General features: G+C 68.9%; 22 protein-coding genes. 17 read left to right on the forward strand and 5 right to left on the reverse strand.

The features are described 5' to 3' along the window. Positions 1-45 precede the first annotated feature (45 nt). Entirely contained in the window at positions 46-1,980 is a 1,935-nt protein-coding gene (locus ABZW60_RS04640; protein WP_355474011.1) for a M13-type metalloendopeptidase, read from the reverse strand. A gap of 132 nt (positions 1,981-2,112) precedes the next feature. On the opposite strand from ABZW60_RS04640, the gene ABZW60_RS04645 reads away from it, so the two are divergent. Both ABZW60_RS04645 and ABZW60_RS04650 read left to right on the forward strand, forming a co-directional pair. After that, the gene (locus tag ABZW60_RS04645) at positions 2,113-3,021 is read left to right on the forward strand and encodes a superoxide dismutase (protein ID WP_355474013.1); all 909 of its coding nucleotides are present in this window, start codon (positions 2,113-2,115) and stop codon (positions 3,019-3,021) included. A gap of 52 nt (positions 3,022-3,073) precedes the next feature. Beyond that, complete coding sequence (locus ABZW60_RS04650) at positions 3,074-4,102, forward strand: superoxide dismutase (RefSeq protein WP_355474014.1); 1,029 nt, start codon at positions 3,074-3,076, stop codon at positions 4,100-4,102. Positions 4,103-4,105: 3 nt separating this feature from the next. On the opposite strand, the gene ABZW60_RS04655 is transcribed toward ABZW60_RS04650, so the two are convergent. Together ABZW60_RS04655 and ABZW60_RS04660 are read right to left on the reverse strand one after the other, a co-directional pair. Then, positions 4,106-4,399 carry an HU family DNA-binding protein gene (locus tag ABZW60_RS04655; protein WP_355474016.1) on the reverse strand — a complete coding sequence of 98 codons (294 nt, stop codon included), beginning with the start codon at positions 4,397-4,399 and terminating at the stop codon, positions 4,106-4,108. Between the two features lie 72 nt (positions 4,400-4,471). Beyond that, positions 4,472-5,218 (reverse strand): phytanoyl-CoA dioxygenase family protein, encoded by a 747-nt coding sequence (locus ABZW60_RS04660; protein ID WP_355474018.1) that lies wholly within the window; start codon positions 5,216-5,218, stop codon positions 4,472-4,474. 111 nt (positions 5,219-5,329) lie between these two features. On the opposite strand from ABZW60_RS04660, the gene ABZW60_RS04665 reads away from it, so the two are divergent. The 8 genes from ABZW60_RS04665 (at position 5,330) to ABZW60_RS04700 (ending at position 12,189) form a co-directional block, all read left to right on the forward strand. Continuing rightward, the gene (locus ABZW60_RS04665) at positions 5,330-6,133 is read left to right on the forward strand and encodes an AraC family transcriptional regulator (protein ID WP_355474020.1); all 804 of its coding nucleotides are present in this window, start codon (positions 5,330-5,332) and stop codon (positions 6,131-6,133) included. Between the two features lie 84 nt (positions 6,134-6,217). Further along, positions 6,218-7,234, forward strand: a complete 1,017-nt coding sequence (locus ABZW60_RS04670) for an LCP family protein (RefSeq protein ID WP_355474022.1) — start codon at positions 6,218-6,220, stop codon at positions 7,232-7,234. Next, on the forward strand, positions 7,231-8,010 hold the full coding sequence (locus tag ABZW60_RS04675) for a YndJ family protein (protein ID WP_355474024.1): 780 nt from the start codon (positions 7,231-7,233) through the stop codon (positions 8,008-8,010). The genes ABZW60_RS04670 and ABZW60_RS04675 overlap by 4 nt, the downstream gene beginning before the upstream one ends. Continuing rightward, positions 8,007-8,558 carry a DUF1990 domain-containing protein gene (locus ABZW60_RS04680; RefSeq protein ID WP_355474026.1) on the forward strand — a complete coding sequence of 184 codons (552 nt, stop codon included), beginning with the start codon at positions 8,007-8,009 and terminating at the stop codon, positions 8,556-8,558. Before ABZW60_RS04675 ends, ABZW60_RS04680 begins: the two co-directional genes overlap by 4 nt. 152 nt (positions 8,559-8,710) lie before the next feature. Next, positions 8,711-9,388 carry a uracil-DNA glycosylase gene (locus ABZW60_RS04685; protein WP_355474027.1) on the forward strand — a complete coding sequence of 226 codons (678 nt, stop codon included), beginning with the start codon at positions 8,711-8,713 and terminating at the stop codon, positions 9,386-9,388. A gap of 153 nt (positions 9,389-9,541) precedes the next feature. After that, complete coding sequence (locus ABZW60_RS04690; RefSeq protein ID WP_355474029.1) at positions 9,542-10,246, forward strand: DUF969 domain-containing protein; 705 nt, start codon at positions 9,542-9,544, stop codon at positions 10,244-10,246. Then, complete coding sequence (locus tag ABZW60_RS04695) at positions 10,243-11,214, forward strand: DUF979 domain-containing protein (RefSeq protein WP_355474030.1); 972 nt, start codon at positions 10,243-10,245, stop codon at positions 11,212-11,214. The genes ABZW60_RS04690 and ABZW60_RS04695 overlap by 4 nt, the downstream gene beginning before the upstream one ends. A 9-nt stretch (positions 11,215-11,223) precedes the next feature. Then, positions 11,224-12,189: a DUF2891 family protein gene (locus tag ABZW60_RS04700; RefSeq protein WP_355474032.1), complete on the forward strand. Its 966-nt coding sequence runs from the start codon at positions 11,224-11,226 to the stop codon at positions 12,187-12,189. On the opposite strand, the gene ABZW60_RS04705 is transcribed toward ABZW60_RS04700, so the two are convergent. Both ABZW60_RS04705 and ABZW60_RS04710 read right to left on the reverse strand, forming a co-directional pair. Next, on the reverse strand, positions 12,137-13,915 hold the full coding sequence (locus tag ABZW60_RS04705) for an ABC transporter ATP-binding protein (RefSeq protein ID WP_355474034.1): 1,779 nt from the start codon (positions 13,913-13,915) through the stop codon (positions 12,137-12,139). The two genes, ABZW60_RS04700 and ABZW60_RS04705, sit on opposite strands and share 53 nt — an antisense overlap. Continuing rightward, positions 13,912-15,564, reverse strand: coding sequence for an ABC transporter ATP-binding protein (locus ABZW60_RS04710; protein ID WP_355474035.1), 1,653 nt, complete (start codon positions 15,562-15,564; stop codon positions 13,912-13,914). The genes ABZW60_RS04705 and ABZW60_RS04710 overlap by 4 nt, the downstream gene beginning before the upstream one ends. A gap of 146 nt (positions 15,565-15,710) precedes the next feature. Here ABZW60_RS04710 and ABZW60_RS04715 point away from each other — a divergent pair, with 146 nt between their 5' ends. From ABZW60_RS04715 to ABZW60_RS04745, 7 genes are all read left to right on the forward strand, one after another. Next, positions 15,711-16,898, forward strand: a complete 1,188-nt coding sequence (locus ABZW60_RS04715; protein WP_355474037.1) for an ROK family transcriptional regulator — start codon at positions 15,711-15,713, stop codon at positions 16,896-16,898. 11 nt (positions 16,899-16,909) lie between these two features. After that, the gene (locus tag ABZW60_RS04720) at positions 16,910-18,238 is read left to right on the forward strand and encodes an ABC transporter substrate-binding protein (RefSeq protein ID WP_355474039.1); all 1,329 of its coding nucleotides are present in this window, start codon (positions 16,910-16,912) and stop codon (positions 18,236-18,238) included. Then, complete coding sequence (locus tag ABZW60_RS04725; protein WP_355474041.1) at positions 18,235-19,164, forward strand: sugar ABC transporter permease; 930 nt, start codon at positions 18,235-18,237, stop codon at positions 19,162-19,164. Before ABZW60_RS04720 ends, ABZW60_RS04725 begins: the two co-directional genes overlap by 4 nt. Next, positions 19,161-20,045 carry a carbohydrate ABC transporter permease gene (locus ABZW60_RS04730; protein ID WP_355474043.1) on the forward strand — a complete coding sequence of 295 codons (885 nt, stop codon included), beginning with the start codon at positions 19,161-19,163 and terminating at the stop codon, positions 20,043-20,045. Before ABZW60_RS04725 ends, ABZW60_RS04730 begins: the two co-directional genes overlap by 4 nt. Continuing rightward, a complete protein-coding gene (locus ABZW60_RS04735) occupies positions 20,042-21,298 on the forward strand; it encodes a 6-phospho-beta-glucosidase (protein WP_355474044.1) in 1,257 nt (418 codons plus the stop codon). The genes ABZW60_RS04730 and ABZW60_RS04735 overlap by 4 nt, the downstream gene beginning before the upstream one ends. Continuing rightward, entirely contained in the window at positions 21,286-22,290 is a 1,005-nt protein-coding gene (locus ABZW60_RS04740; protein ID WP_355474046.1) for a BadF/BadG/BcrA/BcrD ATPase family protein, read from the forward strand. The genes ABZW60_RS04735 and ABZW60_RS04740 overlap by 13 nt, the downstream gene beginning before the upstream one ends. Before the next feature lie 90 nt (positions 22,291-22,380). Then, on the forward strand, positions 22,381-23,097 hold the full coding sequence (locus ABZW60_RS04745; protein WP_355474048.1) for a hypothetical protein: 717 nt from the start codon (positions 22,381-22,383) through the stop codon (positions 23,095-23,097). Positions 23,098-23,133: the final 36 nt, after the last annotated feature.

Consider the following 23,133-nt stretch of genomic DNA (forward strand, 5'->3'; position numbering starts at 1 on the left):
GATCCAGCGCCCGGCGTCGGGCGCCGGATCAGGTGACGGGTCGTGCTACCAGATCCGGACGCGGTCCTCCGGCGCTAGCCACATGCCGTCGGAGTCGGCGGTCTGGTAGGTGGCGTGGAACGCGTCGATGTTCTTCACCACCGCGTTGCAGCGGAACTCCGGCGGGGAGTGCGGGTCGATGGTGAGGCGGCGCGCGGCTTCCTCGGGACGGGTCTTGGTGGCCCAGGCGTGCGCCCAGGCGGCGAAGAACCGCTCGCTGCCGGCCTCGTCGGCGTCGGCGCCGTCCAGCGAGAGCTGGTAGGCGACATACGCGATCGACAGACCGCCGAGGTCGCCGATGTTCTCGCCGAGGGTGAGTTTGCCGTTGACCTTCTGGCCGGGGGTCTCGGCCGGCTCGAGCGCGTCGTACTGCGCGACGAGCTTGTCGGTGCGCTGCTCGAAGGCGGCGCGGTCCTCGTCGGTCCACCAGTCGTTCAGGTTGCCGTCGGCGTCGTAGCGCGAGCCCTGGTCGTCGAAGCCGTGGCCGATCTCGTGACCGATCACCGCGCCGATCGCGCCGTAGTTGGTGGCATCGTCGGCGACCAGGTCGAAGAACGGCGGCTGCAGGATGCCGGCCGGGAAGACGATCTCGTTCATCCGCGGGTTGTAGTAGGCGTTGACCGTCTGCGGCGTCATCCGCCACTCGTTGCGGTCGACCGGCTTGCCGAGCTTGGCCAGGTCGCGTGCGGTCTCCACCGCGACCGACCGGCGGACGTTGCCGAACAGGTCGGCCGGGTCGATCTCGAGGGCCGAGTAGTCCTTCCACTCGTCCGGATAGCCGATCTTGGGCACGAAGGTGCCGAGCTTCTCGAGCGCGCGCTGCTTGGTGTCCGGACCCATCCAGTCCAGCGCCTCGATCCGCTGCCGGTAGGCGGCGACCAGGTTCTGCACGAGGTCGACCATGCGGGCCTTGGCGTCCGGCGGGAAGTGCTCCGCGACATACAGCTTGCCGAGTGCCTCACCCAGCGCCGACTCGACCGCGCCGACGCCGCGCTTCCAGCGCTCACGCAGCTCGGGCGCACCGGTCAGGGTCTTGCCGTAGAAGGCGAAGTTCTCGTTGACGAAGGCCTGGCTCAGCAGCGGCGCGGCGCTGTGCACGATCCGCCAGGCGAGCCACTCCTTCCACCGGTCGAGCTCGACCTCCTGCAGCGCGGCCGCGGCCGCGGTCAGGTAGTCCGGCTCACGGACCACGACCTGCGCGAACGCACTGTCCGGCACGCCGGCACCGGTCAGCCAGGTCGCCCAGTCGAAGCCGGGCGTCAGCTCCTCGAGCCCGGCCCGGTCGAGCTTGTTGTAGGTCAGCTGCACGTCCCGGTCCTTCACCCGGTCCCAGTGCGAGCCGGCCAGCCGGGTCTCCAGCTCGAGGATCCGCTCGGCGGCGGCCGTCGCGTCGGACAGGCCGGCGAGCTCCAGCATCGTCGCCACGTGCGCGACATACGCCGTCCGGATCTCCGCGAAGGTGTCCTCGCGATAGTACGACTCGTCGGGCAGGCTGAGGCCGCCCTGGGTGAGGTGGACGATGTTCTCGTCGGACTTCTTGGCGTCGGCGTCGACCCAGTAGTGGAAGACACCCGGCACGCCCTGCAACTCGAGCTGCCCGAGGACCGACACCAGTCCGGCCGCGTCGGTCACCCCCTGGACGAGGGCGAGCTGGTCCGCGATCGGCTCGGCGCCGAGGCGCTCGATCGTCTCGGTGTCCATGAAGCTGCTGTAAAGGTCGGCGATCTTGCGGGGCTCGCTGCCCTCGGCGTGCCCGGCGGCGACGGTCTTCTCGACGATCGCGCGGACGTCCTGCTCGGCGGTGTCCCAGAGCGCGTGGAACGCGCCGTGGATCGCCTTGTCCGCGGGAATCTCGTGCTCCGCGAGCCACGTCCCGTTCACGAACCGGTACAGATCGTCCTGCGGGCGAACCGCCGCCGAGTCGTCGATTCCTGCTGTCATCCCTGACCCCTTGTCCCAAGTCGAGTTGCTGCCAGCGAACATACCCGGTTCGCGAATCCGCCGGTTTGAACTATCCACAGGAGCGTCCCGTTCTTCCGGGTAAAGGACCACGGATCAGGGAGGACCCCGCCCATGTCACACCTCGTCCGTCGGCGCACCGCGCTCGCCGGCGTCCCCGCCGTACTGCTGGGCCTCGCGAGCGCACAGGCAGCCGGCGCCGCGCCGGCCCCCTACCCCACCAGGATCGAGCTGCCGGACGGATTCCAGCCGGAAGGCATCGCGATCGCCCGCGGTACGGCGTACTTCGGCTCCCGCGCCGACGGCGACATCTACGCCGCCGACCTGCGGACCGGCCGCGGCCGGGTGATCAGCCAGGGTCCGGGCACCGGATCGCTCGGGATGAAGGTCGACCCGTTCGGCCGCCTCTTCGTCGCGGGCGCCGCCGGCGGCAACGGGCGGGTGATCGACACCCGCACCGGCACGGTCCTGGCGAGCTACACGTTCACCACCGCGACGCCGACCTTCGTGAACGACGTGATCCTCGCCGGGCACACGGCGTACTTCACCGACTCGCAGCAGCCGGTCTTCTACAAGGTCTCCGACGGCAAGCCCGAGACGATCCCGCTGAGCGGCGACTACCAGCACCTGCCCGGCAACAACGCGAACGGCATCTCCCGGACCCCGGACGGCCGGGCGCTGATCATGGTGCAGTCGTCGACCGGGTTCCTGCTCCGGGTCGACCCGCGCACCGGGGTGGCGCGGCGGATCGACATCGGCGACGCGCTGATGACGAACGGCGACGGCCTGCTGCTGCTCGGCCGCACGCTGTACGTCGTCCAGAACCGCCTGAACAAGATCGCGGTGCTCACGCTGAACTCCACCGGCACCAAGGGCACGGTGGCCGCCGAGCTGACCAGCCCGGACTTCGACGTACCGACGACCGCCGCGGCGTTCGGTGACCGGCTCTACTTGCCGAACGCCCGCTTCACGACGTCACCGACCCCCACCACTGAGTACTGGGTCACGGCAGTCGGCCGCTGAGCCGTTCCGCACTGCCGCCGACCGTCCTACGGTGTGCCGAAGGGGAGGAATCATGAATATCCGGCATGTCCGTCATGTGATGGCCGCTCTCGGCCTGCCCGTCCTGGTGATGGGCCTCGTCTCCACGTCGGCGGCCGCCTCCGGTGAACCCGCACCGGGTCCGGCCGTCGTCAAGCAATCGGTCTACGACTCACCGTGCGACCGGGTCCGCTTCGGCACCACCGAGACGTCGCGGCAGTCGAAGGTGTTCCCGACGCGCATCGCGCTGCCGAACGGCTTCCAGCCGGAAGGCATCGCGATCAGCCGCAGTACGGCGTACTTCGGTTCGCTGGTCGACGGCGACATCTACGCTGCCTCGCTGCGGACCGGCCGCGGGAAGGTGATCAGCCAGGGACCCGGGACGCCGTCGGTCGGACTGAAGGCGGACAGCCGCGGGCGGCTGTGGATCGCCGGTGGTCCGAGCGGAACCGCTCGCGTCGTCGACATCCGGACCGGCAAGATCCTGAAGAGCTACCCGCTGACCACCGCGACGGCGACGTTCGTGAACGACGTCGTCCTGAGCCGGACCAGCGCGTGGTTCACCGACTCCAGCCGTCCCGTCGTGTACCAGGTGCCGATCGGCCGCCGCGGTCAACTGCTGAACAAGGTGCGGACCGTGCCGCTGAGCGGCGACTACGTGCACGATCCGACCGGGTTCAACGGCAACGGCATCACGCTGACGCCGGACGGCCGCGCGCTGATCATCGTGCAGTCGTCGACCGGGTTCCTGTTCCGGGTCGATCCGCGGACCGGTGTCACGAAGCGCGTCGACCTCGGCGGCACACTGATGACGAACGGCGACGGGATGCTTCTGCTCGGCCGCACCCTCTACGTCGTGCAGAACTTCTCCAACCGGGTCGCGGTGGTGAAGCTGAACCGGACCGGGACGTCGGGCCGGCAGGTCCGGATCATCACCGATCCGGGCTTCGACATCCCGACGACCGCGGCCGCGTTCGGCAACCGGCTCTACCTGGCGAACGCCCGGTTCAGCACCCCGCCGACGCCGACCACGCAGTACTGGGCCACGGCGGTCCGCCGCTGACGGTCAGCGCATGGTGCGGAGGTCGCCTCGAGCTGCGGCCTTGAGGCGGCTTCCGCACGACAGGCGCACGGAGTAGCCCGCCGGGATGCTCAGCGGCTCACCGGTCTGCGGGTTGCGGCCGGTGCGCGGCGCGCGCATCACCCGCTCGATGCTGAGCAGGCCGGTCAGCGACACCTTGTCGCCGCGCTGCACGGCCTCGGTGACGACGTCGTCCAGCGCGTCGATGACCTTCTCGGCCTGGTTCCGCGGGATACCCGCCTTCTGTGCCACGCCGGCGATCAGTTCGTTGCGGTTCACGGCTCTCCTCGGACTCGGTTGCTCGCTTCCGGAGACACCTTAATCGAAATGATTGTCATTCGCGACTAGTGCTCAGAGGCCGTCGTGGTCGTGCCAGTGGTGCTGCCAGCGGGCGTCGACGGCGTCGTCTGCGCGCTGGTAGCGGATGTCGGTCGACAGGCGCATGTCCGTCGACACGTTGTCGAGAGCCGCGTGGACGGTGTGTGCGGTGTGGACGACGACGTCTCCGGCCGCGTAGTCGGTGACCAGCCAGTTGGCGTCGTACTGCGTCGCCAGTGCGGGCAGGTCCGCAGTGATGGACGCGGCCGGGCGTTTCAGCCGGCCCGCTGCCTCCTCCTCGAGCACTCTGTGGTGGCTGCCTTCCAGATAGGTCAGTCCGCCGCGGCTGACCGGGCAGTCTCCCAGCGGGATCCAGGCGGACAACACCTGGTCGCTGCCGCCGCGCAGGTACACCAGGTCGTAGTGCGCCTGCGTCGCCGTACCGATGCCGTTCTCACCGGGCGCCGTCTGGCGGATGATCTTCCGCCGGTGCAGGAACGGCTCACCGCCGAGGAACCACTCGAACCAGCCCTTCAACGCCGGCTGTGTGCAGAACGCCGCGTACTCCACGCCCGGCACGATCTCCTCGAACAACACCTTCCGGTACGACGCTCTGTCCGCGGCGGCGCCCGTCAACCCGAAGTAGTACTCGCGGAACGCCCACACCGCCGCAGGGTCTAGCAGCCCGGTCAGAAACAGGTACCCGTCCCGCTGCAGCCTGGCGCGCAGCGCGGTCCGATCACCCCGCTCCTCGTCCGGCACCGCAACCAGTTGACCCAACCGCCGCTCATCGAGCACGTATCCGTTAGACGTCAGCACCCCTCCATTCCACCGGCGGTCGGCCATCAGCGGAATGGACACCCGGTGCTGGCTTCTTGGACTCTTGTAGCCGTGCAGAACTGGTCGACCTACTTGACCCCGGGGGCTATCGAGCATCAGCTTGGACTCTTCTGTCTCGGCGCCGGGGAGCAGACACACGGCCCGGGCGCTGCTCCGGAGCGCGCTCTCGGCTGCCATGCGCTCGTCTGGCTCAGAGAAGGACGCGGCGAGCTCCTGCACGGCCCCGACCGCGAGTTGTACGAGGTGCGCGCGCCCGCCCTGCTGACGCTGTTCCCCGGCGTACTGCACGGCTACCGGCCCAGCACTCGCTGGCGGCAAGCTTGGACGCTGTTCAGCGGGCCCGCGACCGTAGCGCTCAGCTCACTCGGGCACCTCGATCCCAGCCAGCCCGTCCGGCGGTACAGAGACCCGCGGCCGATCGACCGCGCGTTCACTCGACTGCTCCGCGTCAGCACGCAGCACAACGCCGTGCAGCTCACCGGCGCGCTCTACGACCTGATCGGTCACGCTGGAACGACCGCGGGTGACGGCGTCGCCGCGCGACTCGCCGAGCTGGCGTGTACCCCGATGAGCATTCAGGACTACGCCAGTGAGCTAGGTCTCACGGTCACCGAGCTGCGCGACGCCGTACGTCGTACGACGGGCTCAACTCCGCATGAACTCGTCCTGAACACCAGGCTGAGCTCTGCAAAGGTTTTGCTCGCCGAGGAGGACCTGCCGGTGGCGGCGGTCGCGCGGCGGGTCGGGTACGACGATCCGGCGTACTTCAGCCGCCTGTTCGCCGCCAGGGTGGGGATGTCGCCGGTCGCGTTCCGGCGCTCCGGTTCGATCTCCGGGCGGATTTCCTCCCTTTGACGGAGGCGCCGTCGACTTTCCGACGTGTAAAACCATTCAGTGGGGTGACGTGTTCCGGGGCCCGGCACCGATACGGTCATGGCTATGAGTGAAACGCAGCCCATCGACCCGCGATACGCGAACCCGTCGCGACGCCCGAAGAAGCGCCGCAACTGGTTCCTCCGGACCGTCGGACTGATCGTCCTGCTGTTCGTCCTCATGCTGATCGCGGTCCCGCTCTACGCCTGGAGCCGGATCGACAAGATCGAGGCGATGCCGACCGGTCAGCGGCCGGCCGAGACGCCCGGTACGACGTACCTGATGGTCGGGTCGGACGCCCGCGAGGACCTCAGCCGGGCCGAGCGTGCGCGGCTGCACACCGGCGGTGACGCCGGGCCGCCGCGGACCGACTCGATCATGCTGATGCACGTCCCGAAGTCCGGGCCGACGGTGCTGATCAGCATCCCGCGCGACAGCGCGGTCAACATCCCCGGCGTCGAGGGCAAGCAGAAGATCAACGCTGCGTTCAACCAGGGCCCGGCGCGGCTGATCCAGACCATCGAGAACAACACCGGGCTGCGCATCGACCACTACGTCGAGGTCGGCTTCGGCGGCTTCGCCTCGGTGATCGACAGCGTCGGCGGGATCAACATGTGCTTGCCGAAGGCAATGAAGGACAAGGACGCGCACATCGACCTGCCGGCCGGCTGCCAGGAACTGGACGGCGTCAACGCGCTCGGCTACGTGCGGTCCCGCAAGGCCGACGGGAAGAACGACTTCGGCCGCACCGAGCGGCAGCGGCAGATGGTCGGCGCGGTCGCGAAGAAGGCCGCCTCGCCGTCGACGTTCCTGAACCCGGTCCGGTACTTCAACGTCGCCACCAAGGGCGTCGACGCGCTCACCGTGGACAAGGACATGAGCCTGTTCGACTTCGTCCGGTTCGCGCGCGGCATGCAGGCGATCTCCGGCAGCGGCGGCGTCGCGCTGAGTGTGCCGACGAGCGACGACAACTACGGCCTGTGCTGCAACCGGGGTTCCGCGGTGAAGTGGGACACAGCCAAGGCGAAGGCCCTCTTCGACGCCATCAAGAACGACAACACCACCGGCCTGAAGAGCAGTTGACCCACCTGGTCCACGCGGTGGTGAGCCTGGGGATGCTCATCGTCGTCCCCCTCGGCCTCACCCTCCTCCCGACGCGAACCACCAGCACCCGCTGGTGGTTCGCGTTCGCCGTTCCCGGAGTGATCGCGCTCTGGCTGCCGCGCGGCGCTCTGTCGATCACGCTGGCATCCGTCTACTTCGCCGGCACGCTCGTCCTGGCCGGACTGGCCGCGCGGCACTTCCTCCGGCACAGGACACTCAGTCCGCGACAGGTGGCTCTCTACACCGCCCTGGTCACCCCTGCCATTGCAGCGCTCGCGCTGGTCGCGGAGCGTGCGTCGTACGAGTTGTTCGGCTTCAACCTGACGGTGCTGTCGCTGACAGTCGCCCACTTCCACTTCGCCGGCTTCGCGGCCGCGCTGATGGCCTACCTGGCTGCGGACGGTGTGGCGGCTGTGAGCGTTCCGCTGGGTACTGCGATCGTTCTGCTCGGGTTCTTCCTCGGTGACCTTGTGGAGCTCGCAGGGGCCGTCGTCCTGACCGCGGGCATGTGGCTGGTCGGCTGGAACCTGTGGCGGCGGTCGCGGCGGGCGGACCGGACCACGGCGGTCCTGCTGATCGTGTCGGGCTCGGTGCTCGTACTGACGATGCTGCTGGCTGTCAGCTGGGCACTAGGACATGTGGTGAATACGCCGTACCTGCCGTTGGAGTGGATGGTTGCTACACACGGTGTGGCGAATGCGGTGGGGTTCGGGTTGTGCGGTGTGCTGGCGATGCGACGGGAAGGAGTTCGATGAGGCTGGAAGATCTGGCGAGGTTGCGGTTCACGTACGACGAGGTGGGCTGCACGGAGTACGACGAGGTGCCCGAGGGGTATCACCGGCTGGAGTACCGGGAGCGGATCGGCGCCGGGGACGAGGTGTTCCGGCGGGCCGCCGACGCGTTGCTGACGTGGCGCATGCACCGCGCGGCCGGCATCCCGGTGACGGCAACGTCGACGCCACCAGAGGTCGGCACCGACTCGCTGGGGCGTCTCGGCCCGGGAATGCTCATTCCGCCGCTCCGGACGCGCACCCAGCTCGGCCTGCCGGTCCCCTGCCGCGTCGTCCGGGTCGTCGACGAGCCGGACCGCATCGGCTTCGCCTACGGCACGCTGGTAGGCCACCCCGAAGCGGGTGAGGAGTCTTTCCTCGTCACCCGGGACGCTGACGGCGTCCATGCCACCATCCGCGCCTACAGCCGACCCGCGACCTGGTACACCCGCATAGCCGGCCCGCTCACCCGCAAGGCCCAGCACTACGCCGCCACCCGCTACGCCGCAGCCCTGCGCCACCTGGCCAACTAAGGCCCGGCACAGCAAAGGCCCCGCAAGCTCATACCTTTGCGGGGCCGCGACCTTTGTACCCTCTCGGGCAAGACCGGCGTTCGAGCGACACGCGAACAGCAGGCGACAACCCGGGGTGCAACGTGTGCCGCAGTGCTGCGAGACTGTGGCGGGTGAGTCCTAAGACGTTGTCGGATCTGGTGGCGCCGGACTGGGCGGAAGCGTTGGCTCCGGTCGAAGGCACTGTGGCGCAGATGGGTGAGTTCCTGCGCGGAGAGATCACTGCGGGCAGGGCCTACCTGCCGGCCGGGGAGAACGTGCTGCGGGCGTTCCACCGGCCGCTGGCCGAGGTGAAGGTGCTCGTGGTCGGGCAGGACCCGTACCCGACGCCCGGACACCCGGTAGGGCTCAGCTTCTCGGTGGCCCCGGACGTACGGCCGATTCCGCGGAGTCTCGCGAACATCTACCGCGAGCTGATGGCGGACGTCGACGTACCGGCACCCTCCAACGGCGACCTGACCCCTTGGGCGGACCAGGGGGTGCTGATGCTGAACAGAGTGCTGACCGTGCAGCCCGGCAAGTCCGGCGCGCACCGCGGCAAGGGCTGGGAGAGCGTCACCGAGCAGGCCATCCACGCACTGGTGGCCCGCGGCGGCCCGCTGGTCGCGATCCTCTGGGGCCGCGACGCCCAGACCCTCAAGCCGATGCTGGGCAGCACACCGTACGTCGAGAGCGCCCACCCGAGCCCCATGTCCGCGGACCGCGGCTTCTTCGGCTCCCGCCCGTTCAGCCGCGTCAACGCCCTCCTCGTCGAGCAGGGCGCCGAGCCGGTCGACTGGCGCCTCCCCTAACCCTTCTTCGCACGCCGTACGACAACGCGCCGGACCCACGCGGTCACGGCGCGTTGTTGTGTGTCCGAAAGATTTGTTCGAATGATCCATTGCAGGATCGTTCAACAATCTCCTATGGTGAGCGGAATCGCCCTGTCCCTCCCGGGAGGAACCATGTGGGTTCTGCTCGCCATCGCGGTGGTGGTCGTCGGGTTCGCCCTCCGGATCAACTCGATGCTGGTCGTCACCGCGGCCGGTATCGTCGCCGGCCTGATCGGCGGACTGTCGCCGGTCAAGATCCTGAACGCGTTCGGCGACGGCTTCGCCGGCAGCCGGTCCGTCACCGTCTTCATCGTCACGCTGCCCGTCATCGGGCTGATCGAGCGCTACGGGCTGCAGCAGCAGGCCCGCAAGCTGATCGGCAAGCTGAAGGTCGTCACCACCGGCCGCCTGCTGGCGGTCTATCTGCTGATCCGGCAAGGGACCGCAGCCCTCGGCCTGACCAGCATCGGCGGTCCCGCGCAGGCGGTCCGGCCGCTCATCCACCCGATGGCCGCCGGCGCCGCGGAACGCCGGTACGGCGGCAAGCTCCCGGACAAGATCCAGGAGAAGATCAAGGGCTTCGCGGCCAGCGCCGACACGGTCGGGCTGTTCTTCGGTGAGGACATCTTCGTCGCGATCGGCTCGATCCTGCTGATCACCGGCTTCGTCGACGCGACGTACGGCCTGCACCTGGAGGCGATCGACATCGCGCTCTGGGCGATCCCGACCGGTATCTGCGCGTTGCTGATCCACGGCGCCCGGCTGCTGCTGCTCGACCGGAAGCTGGACAAGCTCGCGGCGGAGATCAAGGCGGCGGACAAGGAGGCGGCGCGATGATCAAGGTGGAGTGGTTCTACTGGCTCTGCGGGATCTTCTTCGTGCTGATCGCGCTGCAGGTGCTCAACGACCGCAGCAACCCGAAGCGGATCGGCAGCGCTGCGTTCTGGGGCATCCTCGGCCTGTCGTTCGGCTACGGCACGTTCGTCGTGAACAAGCAGGCCCCGGCCTGGCTGCTCGGCATCGCGGTGATCGGCCTGGCGGTGCTGGCCGGCTCGGGCTTCCCGGGCAAGGGCGAGGAGCGTACGACGACGCCGGCCGAGCGCGTGCGCCTGGCCGACCGGTTCGGCAACAAGCTCTTCCTGCCGGCGCTGGTGATCCCGGTGGTCGCGGCGATCTTCGGGGCCTGGCTGGCCAAGGTGAAGCTCGGCGACGGCTCGCTGCTGCTGCAGACCGGGTCCGCCACCATCATCGGCCTCGGTGTCGCGTCGATCCTCGCGCTGATCGTCGGCATGGCACTGCTCCGGCCCAAAAACCCGGGCGTGCCGCTGCACGAAGGGCGGCGACTGCTCGAGCACATCGGCTGGGCCGCGATCCTGCCGCAGATGCTGGCCACGCTGGGCCTGCTGTTCAACGCCTCCGGCGTCGGCAAGGCGGTCGGCCGGGTGACCGATCACCTGATCCCGAAGGGCTCGCTGATCGCGGCGGTCGCGCTGTACTGCCTCGGGATGGCGGTCTTCACGATCATCATGGGCAACGCGTTCGCGGCGTTCCCGGTGATGACGGCCGCGGTCGGCTGGCCGTTGCTGGTGCAGCAGTTCGACGGCACGCCGGCGGTCGTGTTCGCGGTCGGCATGCTGGCCGGCTTCTGCGGCACGCTGTGCACGCCGATGGCCGCCAACTTCAACCTGGTGCCTGCCGCACTGCTCGAGATGAAGGATCAGTACGGACCGATCAAGGCACAGATCCCCACCGCGGTCCCGCTGCTGGCCTGCAACATCCTGATCATGTACGTCTTCGCCTTCTAGAGGAGTCCCATGAAGTACGCCGCTGCCTGGGCGAACATCGCCTGCGAGGTGCTCGAAACGCCGTACCCGTACGGCGCGGCCCACGCGTCGCACGGCCCGGACGACGTCGACGTGACCCCGGATCGCCTGCACCCGGCCTTCCACGGGTCCTACGACTGGCACTCCAGCGCGCACATGCAGTGGTCCCTGGTCCGGTTGCTGACGCTGGCGCCGGACCAGGTCGGCCGTCGTCCGCTCGAGGTGCTCGACCGGCGCCTGACGCCCGACGCGATCGCCACCGAGGCCGCGTACCTGCGCGAGCGCCCGTCGTACGAACGGCCGTACGGCTGGGCCTGGGCGGCGATGCTGGTCGCCGCCGCCCGCAAGACGCAGTGGGCGGACGCGGTCGCTCCGCTGGGCGACGTCATCGCGGAGCTCGTGCTCGCCTGGCTGCCGAAGCAGGCGTATCCGGTGCGCCACGGCGTACATCTCAACTCGGCGTTCGCGCTCGCGCTGTTGCTGGAGGCGTACGACGAGCTGGGTCGCGCCGACGTGGTGGCTGCGATCCGGGCTCGCGCGCTGGAGTGGTTCGGGGAGGACACGGCGTACGACACCCGGTTCGAGCCGTCGGGCACTGACTTCTTGTCGCCGGCGTTGTCGGAGGCCGAGCTGATGCGCCGGGTACTGCCGGACGGCGAGTTCGCGGGCTGGTTGTCCGCGTTCCTTCCGGGGCTGGGGACGAGCGCCCATGCGCATCTGCTCGAGGTACCCGTGACCGACAACTCCGGCGACGGGCAGTTGGCACACCTGTCCGGGCTGGCGTTGTCACGGGCCTGGCAGCTACGGACGATCGCACCTGCGGTGCCGGACGTTGCCGACGTACTACGGGCAGGCGCGGACCGTCAGGTCGAAGCCGTGCTCCCGACGGTGACCGACGGAGACTTCATGTCGACGCACTGGCTGGTGTCGTTCGCTCTGCTGGCCGACCAGGCGTAGCCGTACCGGTCCAGCTCTGCCACAGCTGTGCATAGCGACCACCGGCCGCCAGCAACGCGTCGTGCGTCCCTGACTCGACCACCCGCCCATGGTCGAGCACGACGATCCGGTCCGCCTGCTCAGCCTGCGTCAGCCGGTGCGCGACAACCAGCGTGGTGCGTCCCTGCGTTGCTGCCAGACTAGCTCGCTCCAGCTCACGCGCGCCGGCACTCCCAGCCTCCGCGGTCGCCTCGTCGAGCACAGCGATCGGCGGATCAGCCAAGACCAGGCGGGCGAAGGCGAGCTGCTGGGCCTGTGCGCCCGTCAGCTGGTGCCCGTTCTCTCCGACGACCGTCTCCAGACCGTCCGGCAACGCACGAACCCAGCCCAGCGCACCGACTCGATCCAGCGCCGCCTCGACCTCGGCGGCTGTCGAGTGAGGCCGTGCGAGCTGTACGTCCTCCAGCAGCGTGCCAGAGAAGACGTGCACCTCTTGGCTCAGCAGCGCGACCTGTGCGCGCGTGCGATCCTCGCCGAGGTCCCGGAGGCCGACGCCGCCTAACTGCACTGTCCCTGCCGACGGCGCCAGCACACCTGCTGCGATCGCCGCCAGGGTCGTCTTTCCGGCACCGCTCGCTCCGACCAGTGCGACCCGTTCGCCAGGATGGAGGCGCAGTGAGACCTCTGCCAGGACGTCCGGACCGTCGTACGCGTGGGTGATCCGGTGCAGCTCAAGTGACGCGTCCGACGGGTCGTGGGCGCCAGATGGTTCGGGCGCGGGCTCGATCTCCAGTACGCCGGCCAGTCGCGCCAGCCCGGCGGCCGCGGTCTGGATCTGGTCGAACTCCATCAGGACCACGTTGACCGGGTTGAACAGGCGGTGGAAGTACAGGGCCGCCGCCGTCACCGCACCGACGCTCACCGCATCGTCCCGGACCAGGAAGAACCCGGTGACCAGGATCGCCGTCAGGCCGGTGAACTCGGCGTGGTTGATCCGCGCCGAGAAGAAGCTGAACAACCGGAACACCGTGATCGAGATGTCCCGCGCCGCCCCGGAGGTGTCGTCGATCTTCGCGAGCTGCCGGTCCTCGAGCCGGTACGCGCGGACCGTCGCGCTGCCCCGCAGCGACGCGATGATCGCCTCGGACCGCTCGCCCATCGCGACGCGTTCCTGCTTGTAGTACGGCGCCGACCGGCGCAGGTACCACCGCAGCGCGAGGTAGTACATCGGTACGGCGAGCAGGCCTGCCAGGCCGAGTCGCCAGTCGAGCGCGAACATGCCGCCCACCGTCAGCACGATCGTCAGCGTCGCCCCGAGCACCGACGGACCCACTTCCGTCAGGGCGGACGCGACCGACGCCACGTCGTCACCGACACGCGAGAGCAGATCGCCCGTCCGCACCTTCTCCAGCACGGGCGCGGGCAACTGCAGCACCCGGTCAAGCACCTGTTCACGGATACGAGCGAGTACGGTCTCACCGACCCGTGCCACCAGCGTGACGCCAAGAGCCGTGAGGACCCCGGCCAGTACTGCCGCCAGCCCGATCAGCACCACCACCCGCACGATGGCCGACTTGTCGCCGATGTTGTCGATCAGCACACCGAGAGCCCAAGGCGCGACCAGACCGGCCGCACTGGCCCCGGTGATCACCACAGCCGCAGCAGCCGACAGCCCCGGCAGCCGCCGAATCTCTTGCCACAGCACGCCCCAGGTCGCCCGGGGCCCCGCAACTGGCAGCAGCTTCACCGCAGCACCGCCTCGCGGTAGCCGGAGTCCGCCGCAGCCAAGTCAGCATGGGGGCCCTCAGCAACCACCACGCCGCCGTCGATGACGACGACGCGATCCATCTTCCCCAAGAGGGCCGGGCTACTCGTCAACACCAGCGTTGTGCGGCCCAGGCGTTCCTCAGCAAGCCCTTCCGCGAGCAACTCCTCAGTCACCGCGTCCACCGCCGTACTCGGATCATGCAGCACCAGCAACGGCGGGTCGGCCAGCAGTGCCCGCGCCAGACCGAGCCGTTGCCGCTGCCCACCGGACAGCGACTGGCCGCGGTCCGCCAACGGGCGATCCAGCTCCTCGATCAGGTCAGCAGCACCAGCAGCCGTCATCACACGCTCCAGCCCTGTCTCCACCAGAAGGTTGCTGCGCAACGTTCCTTCGAACAGGTCCGTCTCATGCCGCTCCAGCAGCACGGTCCGCCTGACTGCATCGACGTCCAGTTCTTCGAGCGCGGTACCGCCGACCAAGACGGTGCCGGTGTGATCCGGAGCGCGGCCGGCGATCACCGCCAGCAGAGCGTCTGCGTCGCGGGGGTCGTAGCAGAGCACGCCGACGGACTCGCCTGGCTCGAGGACGAGTGTCAGCGATGCGAGCGTCCCGTGCGAAACGCCTTGCAGCGTGAGCAAAGGCTGGTCCACGTCGATGGCGGTTGAGGTGCCGGTGGTTGCCAGCGGAGGTGCGGACAGGACCGACGCCAGGCGCTCGGCGGAGGCCCGTGACATGGCGATCACCTGGCTTGCGTAGCCGAGGGTTCCCACCGGCTCGGCCACGAACTGGGCCAGGCCGACAACGGTGATCAGTTCGCCGATCGTGATCCGTCCGGTCAACGCGAACCAGCCAGAGACACCAGCCACCGCAGCAAGCAGCAGGCCGCTCAAAGCGGTCGTCACGCCGTCCTGCAGGCCGTTGGTCGACGCAGCACGCAGCGTGGCTCGTAGCGTTGTCTGACTCGATCGCCGGAACCGCTCGGCTGCGTTGTGCTGCGCTCCGATCCCCCGCAACGTCCGCAGCCCACTGACCAGGTCCGTTGCCAGCGCGGTCGTCTGCGCCACCGCCTCCTGCTGGCTCGACGTACGACGCGTCAGCAACGGCGACAGCGCCTGGATCCCCAGCACCAGCAGCGGTACGCCGATCAGCACCCCGAGCCCCAGCGGCACGTCGACCAGCAGCAAGGACACCGACGACACGATCAACGCCGTACACGCGGCCGCCCCGATCGAGACGCCGCGCATCACGAGCGCGGCACGCTCGGCGTCGGAGGTGGCGATCGACAACAGCTCTCCCGACCGCAGCCCGGTCCGGTGCCCTCGGGGGTCGAGCACGCGCCGCGCGATCTCCAGCCGGAGCAGGTGCGTCTCGTACTCGATCGCGCGCACCACCTGTCGCGCACCGGTCTTCCAGGCGTTCGACAGGACGGCGAACAGCACGACCATCATCAGCACGCACCACAGCAGCGGCTGGACGTTCCCCGTCGCCACCGCCCGGTCGACGAAGATCCCGATCGCCACCGGCACCGCCGCCTCGGTCGCCTGGTGCAACGACAGCACCAGCACCCCCGCGACCATCCGGCCCCGATGCCGCCGGATCGCCCGCCTCAACAGCTCCCCAGTCGCCATAGTTAGGTAACCCTAACTCACCACCACCGATTGACACCCGCGCCGAGTCCGCCGTACGGTCTCGGGCTAATAGGAAACTTTCCTAACAGTTCCGATCATCAGCGCGGCGAGTACCCGCGGGCGGCGAAGGGAGGCAGGGTTGGCTCATGGCAACGACACCCGGAACGCCGCGCCTGCTGCGCGCGATGAACGACCGCGCCGCCCTGGACCTGCTGCTCAGCCAGGGCCCGCTCTCCCGCACCACGCTGGGCAACCTGACCGGGCTGTCCAAGCCGACCGCGTCGCAGCTGCTCGCGCGGCTGGAGGCGGCCCGGCTGGTCCGCCCGAGCGGTACCACCGCGGGTCGTCCCGGCCCGAACGCGCAGCTGTACGAGATCAACGGCGACATCGCGTACGTCGGCGGTCTGGACGTCACGCCGACCCGGATCCGGGCCGCGGTGGCCGACCTGACCGGCAACGTGGTCGGCCACTACGAGCTGGCCACGCCGGGCCGCAGCGCCAAGGGCACGGTCGACCGGGTCGTCAAGGCGATCGAGGGCGCGGCCGGCGAGGCGGGCCTGAGCCGTGAGCGTCTGCACCGGGTCTCGATCGGCACGCCGGGCGGTTTCGACCCGACCACGGGCCGGCTGCGGTACGCGACCCACCTGCCCGGCTGGCACGCCCCGCATCTGCTGGACGAGCTGGCCGCCGCGATCGCCGTACCGCTGGAGGTCGAGAACGACGTCAACCTGGCCGCGGTCGCGGAGCAGCGGATCGGCCACGCCCGGCAGCACGACAACTTCGTGCTGCTGTGGGGCGAGGAAGGCATCGGCGCCGCGATCGTCATCAACGGCCGGCTGCACCGCGGGGCGACCGGCGGCGCGGGTGAGGTCGCGTTCCTGCCGCTGCCGGGGACGCCGCTGGTCCGCAACGTCGGCCGCAACAACGCCGGCGGCTTCCAGGAACTCGCCGGCGGCGAACCGGTCCTGGAACTCGCCCGCTCGCACGGCCTGAAGGCCCGGACGCCGGAGGCCGCGATCGCGCTCGCCCTGCAGACCGAGGGCGCCGGCGACGACGTACTGACCGAGTTCGCGCACCGGCTCGCGGTCGGTCTGGCCGCGATCGTCGCGGTCGTCGACCCGGAGCTGATCGTGCTGGCCGGAGGTGTCATCACCGCGGGCGGCGAACGCCTGCGCGGCCTGGTCCAGGACGAGCTCGCCGATCTCGCCGTACCGCGGCCGCAGCTGTTGATGACCGCGATCAGCACCGACCCCGTGCTCTCCGGAGCACTCCAGTCCGCACTGAGCACCACCCGCGACGAAGTCTTCGACACCGCGGGGCCACCCATCACCTAGTAGGAGACCGGATGCACAGCTTCCCCCGTGCCGTCATCGGCACCGCCGCCGTCGCGCTACTCGCGACCGCCTGCACAGGGACATCGAACGCACCGCAGGCCGACGACGATGCCACGAAGGACGTCAGCATCACCTTCTGGCACGGATGGAGCGCCCCCAGCGAGGCGGCCGCGATCGCCGCCAACGTCAAGGCGTTCGAGGCGAAGCATCCGAACATCCACGTGAAGGTCGTCGGCAACATCAACGACGACAAGATCAAGCAGGCGCTGCGGGCCGGCGGCGCGAACGCGCCGGACATGGTGTCCTCGTTCACCACCGACAACGTCGGCACGTTCTGCGCGTCCAACGTCTTCGCCGATCTGAAGCCGTTCCTGGACAAGTCCGGCGTCGACCTGGACACGACGTTTCCGAAACCGCTGCAGGACTACACGCAGTTCCAGGGAAAACGCTGCACTCTGCCGCTCCTGAACGACGCCTACGGCCTGTACTACAACAAGACCGCGTTCAAGGCCGCCGGGATCACCGCGCCGCCGAAAACGCTGTCCGAGTTCGACGCGGTCGCGAAGAAGCTCACCAAGGTCAAGGGCGACAGCTACAGCCAGCTCGGCTTCATGCCGAACTTCCACGGCTACGAGTCGACCGCCACCCACTTCGCCGCGCTCTGGAACCCGACGTACTTCACGCCGGGCGGAAAGTCGAACCTGGCAGCGGATCCGGCGTTCTTCAGCATGCTGAAGTGGCAGCAGCGCCTGGTCGACCAGCTCGGCGGCTTCTCGAAGCTGGAGAAGTACCGCGCGACGTTCGGCGACGAGTTCGGCGCGAAGAACCCGTTCCACACCGGCCAGGTCGCGATGACGATGGACGGCGAGTGGCGGCTCGGCATGGCCCGCGAGGCCGGCGTGACGTTCGACATCGGCGTCGCCCCGTTCCCCGTACCCGACGAGCAGGCCGACAGCTACGGCAAGGGATACCTGTCCGGCACCGTGATCGGCATCGCCGGCACCAGCCAGAAGCAGAACGCGGCCTGGGAGCTGGTGAAGTTCATGACCACCGACACCGACGCCGTGGTCAGCTTCGCCAACGCGATCCACAACGTACCGTCCACGCTGGCCGCGATCAGCTCGCCGAAGCTCACCGCGGACGAGAACTTCAAGGTCTTCCTCGGCATCGCCCAGCACGCGAAGAGCAACACCACCCCGGCCAGCCCGAACGGCGGCGCGTACCAGCTCACGCTGCAGGACTTCGGCTACGCCCACGAAGCGGGCAAGGTACCCGACCTGGCCGCCGGCCTGGCGAAGACCGACGCACAGATCGACAAAGACCTGGCCCAGGCGAAATGACGTCGCTGAGGCAGAAACACCGCACCGAGACGCTGCGTACCCTCGCCTTCCTGTCCCCCTGGCTGATCGGGGTCAGCGTCTTCTTCCTGTACCCGCTCGTGTCGACCGTCTACTTCAGCTTCATGAAATACGACGGGTTCACGCCGCCGACCTGGACCGGCCTGAAGAACTGGCAGTACGTGTTCACCGACTACCCGTTCTTCTGGCCCGCGCTGCGCAACACCCTGTGGCTGGTCATCGTGATGGTCACACTGCGCGTGGTCTTCGGGCTCGGCATCGGCCTGCTGATCACCAAGGTGAAGACCGGCGCCGGCTTCTTCCGTACGGCGTTCTACCTGCCGTACCTGGCCCCTCCGGTCGCGGCGACGATGGCCTTCGCGTTCCTGCTCAACCCCGGCACCGGACCGGTGAACAGCATCCTCGGCAGCCTCGGACTGCCCCAGCCGGGCTGGTTCAACGACCCCACCTGGTCGAAGCCCGCGCTGACGATGCTGGCGTTGTGGGGCATCGGCGACCTGATGGTCATCTTCATGGCGTCCCTGCTCGACGTCCCGCAGGAGCAGTACGAGGCCGCGTCGCTGGACGGAGCGGGCGCGTGGCAGCGGTTCAGGTACGTGACGCTCCCGAACATCTCGCCGATCGTCCTGTTCGCGGTCGTCACCGGCGTTATCCAGACGATGCAGTACTACACCCAGCCGCTCGTCGCCGGGAAGGTCGCCAGCGGCGTGATCGGCGGAGCCGGCCAGCAGTTCGAACCCGGATACCCGGAGAAGTCCACGCTGACGTTGCCGCAACTCGTGTACCACCTGGGCTTCCAGCGCTTCGACACCGGCGGCGCGTCCGTGATCGCGCTCGTGCTGTTCGCCCTGGCGATGGTGTTCACCGCGTTCCTGATGCGGTCGATGAGTGAGAGGAGCGCGGCATGACCGCCACCGCGATCACGTCCCCGGTCACACTGACACCGGCCGCGCGCACAGCACGCCGTATCCGGTTCCTGCACTGGATCGGTGTCCATTCACTCGCCATCGCCGCCGCACTGTTCTTCGTGCTGCCGTTCGTGTTCATCTTCCTCACCGCGCTCATGAGCGACCAGCAGGCCCTCACCCGCGACCTGTGGCCGGACAGCTGGCACTGGGAGAACCTGCGGACCGTCTGGGAGACACCCGGCTTCCTGACCTGGTGGAAGAACACCCTGCTGTACGCCGGACTCGGTACGGCGCTCACGCTGCTGTCGAGCATCCCGGTCGCCTACGCGCTGGCCCGCTTCACCTTCCGCGGCCGCAACGTCGTGCTGATGCTGGTGATCGCCACGATGATGCTGCCGCCACAGGTGGTGATCGTGCCGATGTACCTGTTCTGGGCCAAGCAACTGCACCTGTCCGGGACGCTGTGGCCGCTGATCATCCCGATGGCGTTCACCGACGCGTTCTCGGTGTTCCTGCTGCGGCAGTTCCTGCTGACGATCCCCAAGGACTACGTCGACGCCGCCAAGGTCGATGGCTGCGGCGAGTTCAAGGCCCTGGTCCGGATCGTGCTGCCGATGGCCAAGCCCGCGATCGCCGCCGTGGCCCTGTTCCAGTTCTTCTACTGCTGGAACGACTACTTCGGCCCACAGATCTACGCCAGCGAGAACCCCGCCGCCTGGACGCTCAGCTACGGCTTGGAGTCCTTCAAAGGCGCACACCACACGAACTGGAACCTCACCATGTCAGCCACGCTCCTGGTGCTGGCCCCGGTCATCGTCTTGTTCTTCTTCGCCCAAAAGGCCTTCATCGAAGGCGTCACACTCACAGGGGTCAAGGGATGAAACTCACGGTCGTCGGTGGCGGATCCACCTACACACCTGAACTCGTCGACGGATTCGCCCGGTTGCGGGACACGTTGCCGGTGTCGGAGCTCGTACTTGTCGATCCGGTGGCCGACCGGCTGGAGCTGGTCGGCGGCCTGGCGCGGCGCATCTTCGCGAAACAAGGCCATGGGGGGCGGGTGATCACCACCTCCGACCTGGACGCGGGCATCGACGGTGCGGACGCCGTACTGCTGCAGCTGCGCGTCGGCGGGCAGGCGGCACGCAACGAGGACGAGACCTGGCCGCTGGAGTGCGGTTGTGTCGGCCAGGAGACAACGGGCGCCGGCGGTCTCGCCAAGGCGCTGCGGACCGTGCCCGTCGTGCTGGACATCGCCGAGCGGGTACGGCGTACCAACCCGGACGCCTGGATCATCGACTTCACCAACCCCGTCGGCATCGTCACCCGGGCCCTGCTGTCGCACGGGCACAAGGCCGTCGGACTGTGCAACGTGGCGATCGGGTTCCAGCGCCGGTTCGCAGCGATGCTGGGCGTCACGCCGGAGGAGGTGGCGCTCGACCACGTCGGGCTGAACCACCTGACCTGGGAGCGAGCGGTTCGCGTCAACGGCGAGGACGTGCTGCCCACGCTGCTCGCTGATCACCTCAACGAGATCTCTGATGACCTGCATCTCCCGTCGCACGTCGTGCAGCAGCTGGGCGTCGTACCGTCCTACTACCTGCGCTACTACTACGCGCACGACGAAGTGGTGCAGGAGCTGCTGACCAAGCCGTCCCGGGCCGCCGAGGTCGCTGCGCTCGAGAAAGAGCTGCTGGACATGTACGCCGACCCGCAGCTCGACGAGAAGCCCGCCCTGCTCGAGAAGCGCGGCGGTGCGTACTACTCAGAGGCTGCCGTCGCACTGGCGTCGTCGCTGCTCAACAACACCGGCGACGTCCAAGTGGTCAACACCCTCAACAACGGCACGTTCCCGTTCCTGGCCGACGACGCTGTCATCGAAGTGCCGGCCAAGGTGAACGCGCAGGGCGCCAAGCCGCAGCCGGTGTCGCCGCTGGAGCCCCTGTACGCCGGACTGGTCGCTCACGTCACGGCCTACGAGGACTTGGCACTGGAGGCCGCTGTGAAGGGTGGAGCCGACCGGGTGTTCCAGGCCTTGCTGGCACACCCGCTGGTCGGACAGATCGCCGTCGCACAGGAGCTGACGGACAAGCTGCTCGCGCACAACAGGGATTACCTGCCGTGGGCGCGCTAGTTCCGGGCGGGGTCCTCGCGTTCGACGCCGGCAACAGCAAGACCGATGTCGTACTGGTCGCTGGCGACGGGACCGTGCTCGGTACGGCGCGTGGCGCCGGGTTCGAGCCGCAGCGGATCGGTGCGACGGCAGCTGTCGCAGGGCTGGAGCCCCTGGTCCGCGCTGCCGCCGCTGAGGCCGGTCTGCGCGTCGGCGACGTACCGCTGGTGCAACACATCTCGGCCTGCCTGGCCAACGCCGACCTGCCGGTTGAGGTCGAGCAGCTGACTGCTGCGTTCGAGGAGCGCGGCTGGGCCGAGTCGGTGTACGTCGCCAACGACACGTTCGCCCTGCTCCGGTCCGGGGTCGACGAGCCGCGGGGGGTCGCGGTGGTGTGCGGAGCGGGCATCAACTGCTCGGGCATGCTGCCGGACGGTCGGACCGCGCGATTCCCGGCGCTGGGGAAGCTGACCGGCGACTGGGGCGGCGGCGCGCAACTGGCCGAGGAGGCGTTCTGGTCCGCCTCGCGGGCCGAGGACGGTCGCGGTCCGGCGACCGCACTGCTCACCGCGTTGCCGATGCACTTCGGGCTGCCGTCCCTGACCGCGGTGATCGAAGCCTTCCATCTCGGCGACCTGCCGTCCGAGCGGCAACTGGAAGCAGCGCCGGTGCTGTTCCAGGTCGCGGCCGCCGGCGACGTCGTTGCCCTAGGCATCGTTCAGCAGCAGGCCGAGGAGATCGTCGCGATGGCCTCGAGCGCGCTGCGGCGGCTCGAGCTGCTCGGCGAACCGGTCACGGTGGTGCTCGGCGGCGGCGTCCTGACCGCGGGACACCCGGTCCTGCTCGACCGGGTGACGCGCTTGCTCGCCGAGGTCGCCCCGAAAGCGGTTCCGCGCGTCGTCGACGTACCGCCGGTGGTCGGCGCGGCGCTGCTCGGTCTTGACCACACCGCCGCCGGAGCGAGCGCGCAGGAACGGCTGCGTACGGCGTTCGCGCCACCGCCCGCGGCCTGATATTGCAGCCGTGTTTCATTGGTGATCGATGCAAACTCCCGGGTGCGGTGTGGCGTCCCACCAGTAGGACCACATCCACTCGGGAGGTCGATGATGATTCGAAGGATCATGGGTCTTGGCGCCACCACGGCACTCGCGGTGACCGCACCGCTGGTTCTCACCGGCGCCGCGCCGGCCAACGCCGGCACCACAACCACAACCACCAGTTGCCGCGGTTCCGTGGCCGGTGTTTCCGCGGTGACGTACGCCGACCGGCTCGTCCGCGCGTGGGGCCGCGGGGACACCGCGACCGCCAACTGTTATGCCTCGACGACCACCTCACGCACACTCTTCGGGCAGGCGTCGCCGGGCGGCATCCACTGGCGGCGAGTCTCCACCGAGGGCGCCGCGGGGACGATCTACGTGACGTACCACGACGACGCGCGCGGCGGGAACCTGACGATCGGCGTCCAGAACGTCGGCCTGCGCGCGGCGAACGGCTGGCACGCGGCGTACACCGCCAAGTTCGCCGGCGAACCGAAGGCGTGGAACGCGGTCCAGTGGGCCGACAACCTGGTCCGCGCCTGGGGCCGCGGCGACACGAAGTGGACGGCGTACTACGCGACGCCTCGCGCGGCGCAGCAGCTGCACGCGGTCGCAGCGAAGGGCGGGGCGCACTGGACGCGGATCGCCACCGAGGGGGCTGCCGGTACGACGTACGTGACGTACCGGAACGATGTCACCCGGCACACGCTGGCGATCGGCGTGTCGAACGTCGGGCTGTCGCAGGGCGACGCGCACGCCGCGTACACCGTGCAGTACCGCTAGTTCCTTGAGCTCGGCCTGTTTCGGTGTAATTATGAT

Source organism: Kribbella sp. NPDC003557 (genome assembly GCF_040610805.1).
Lineage (GTDB): Bacteria > Actinomycetota > Actinomycetes > Propionibacteriales > Kribbellaceae > Kribbella.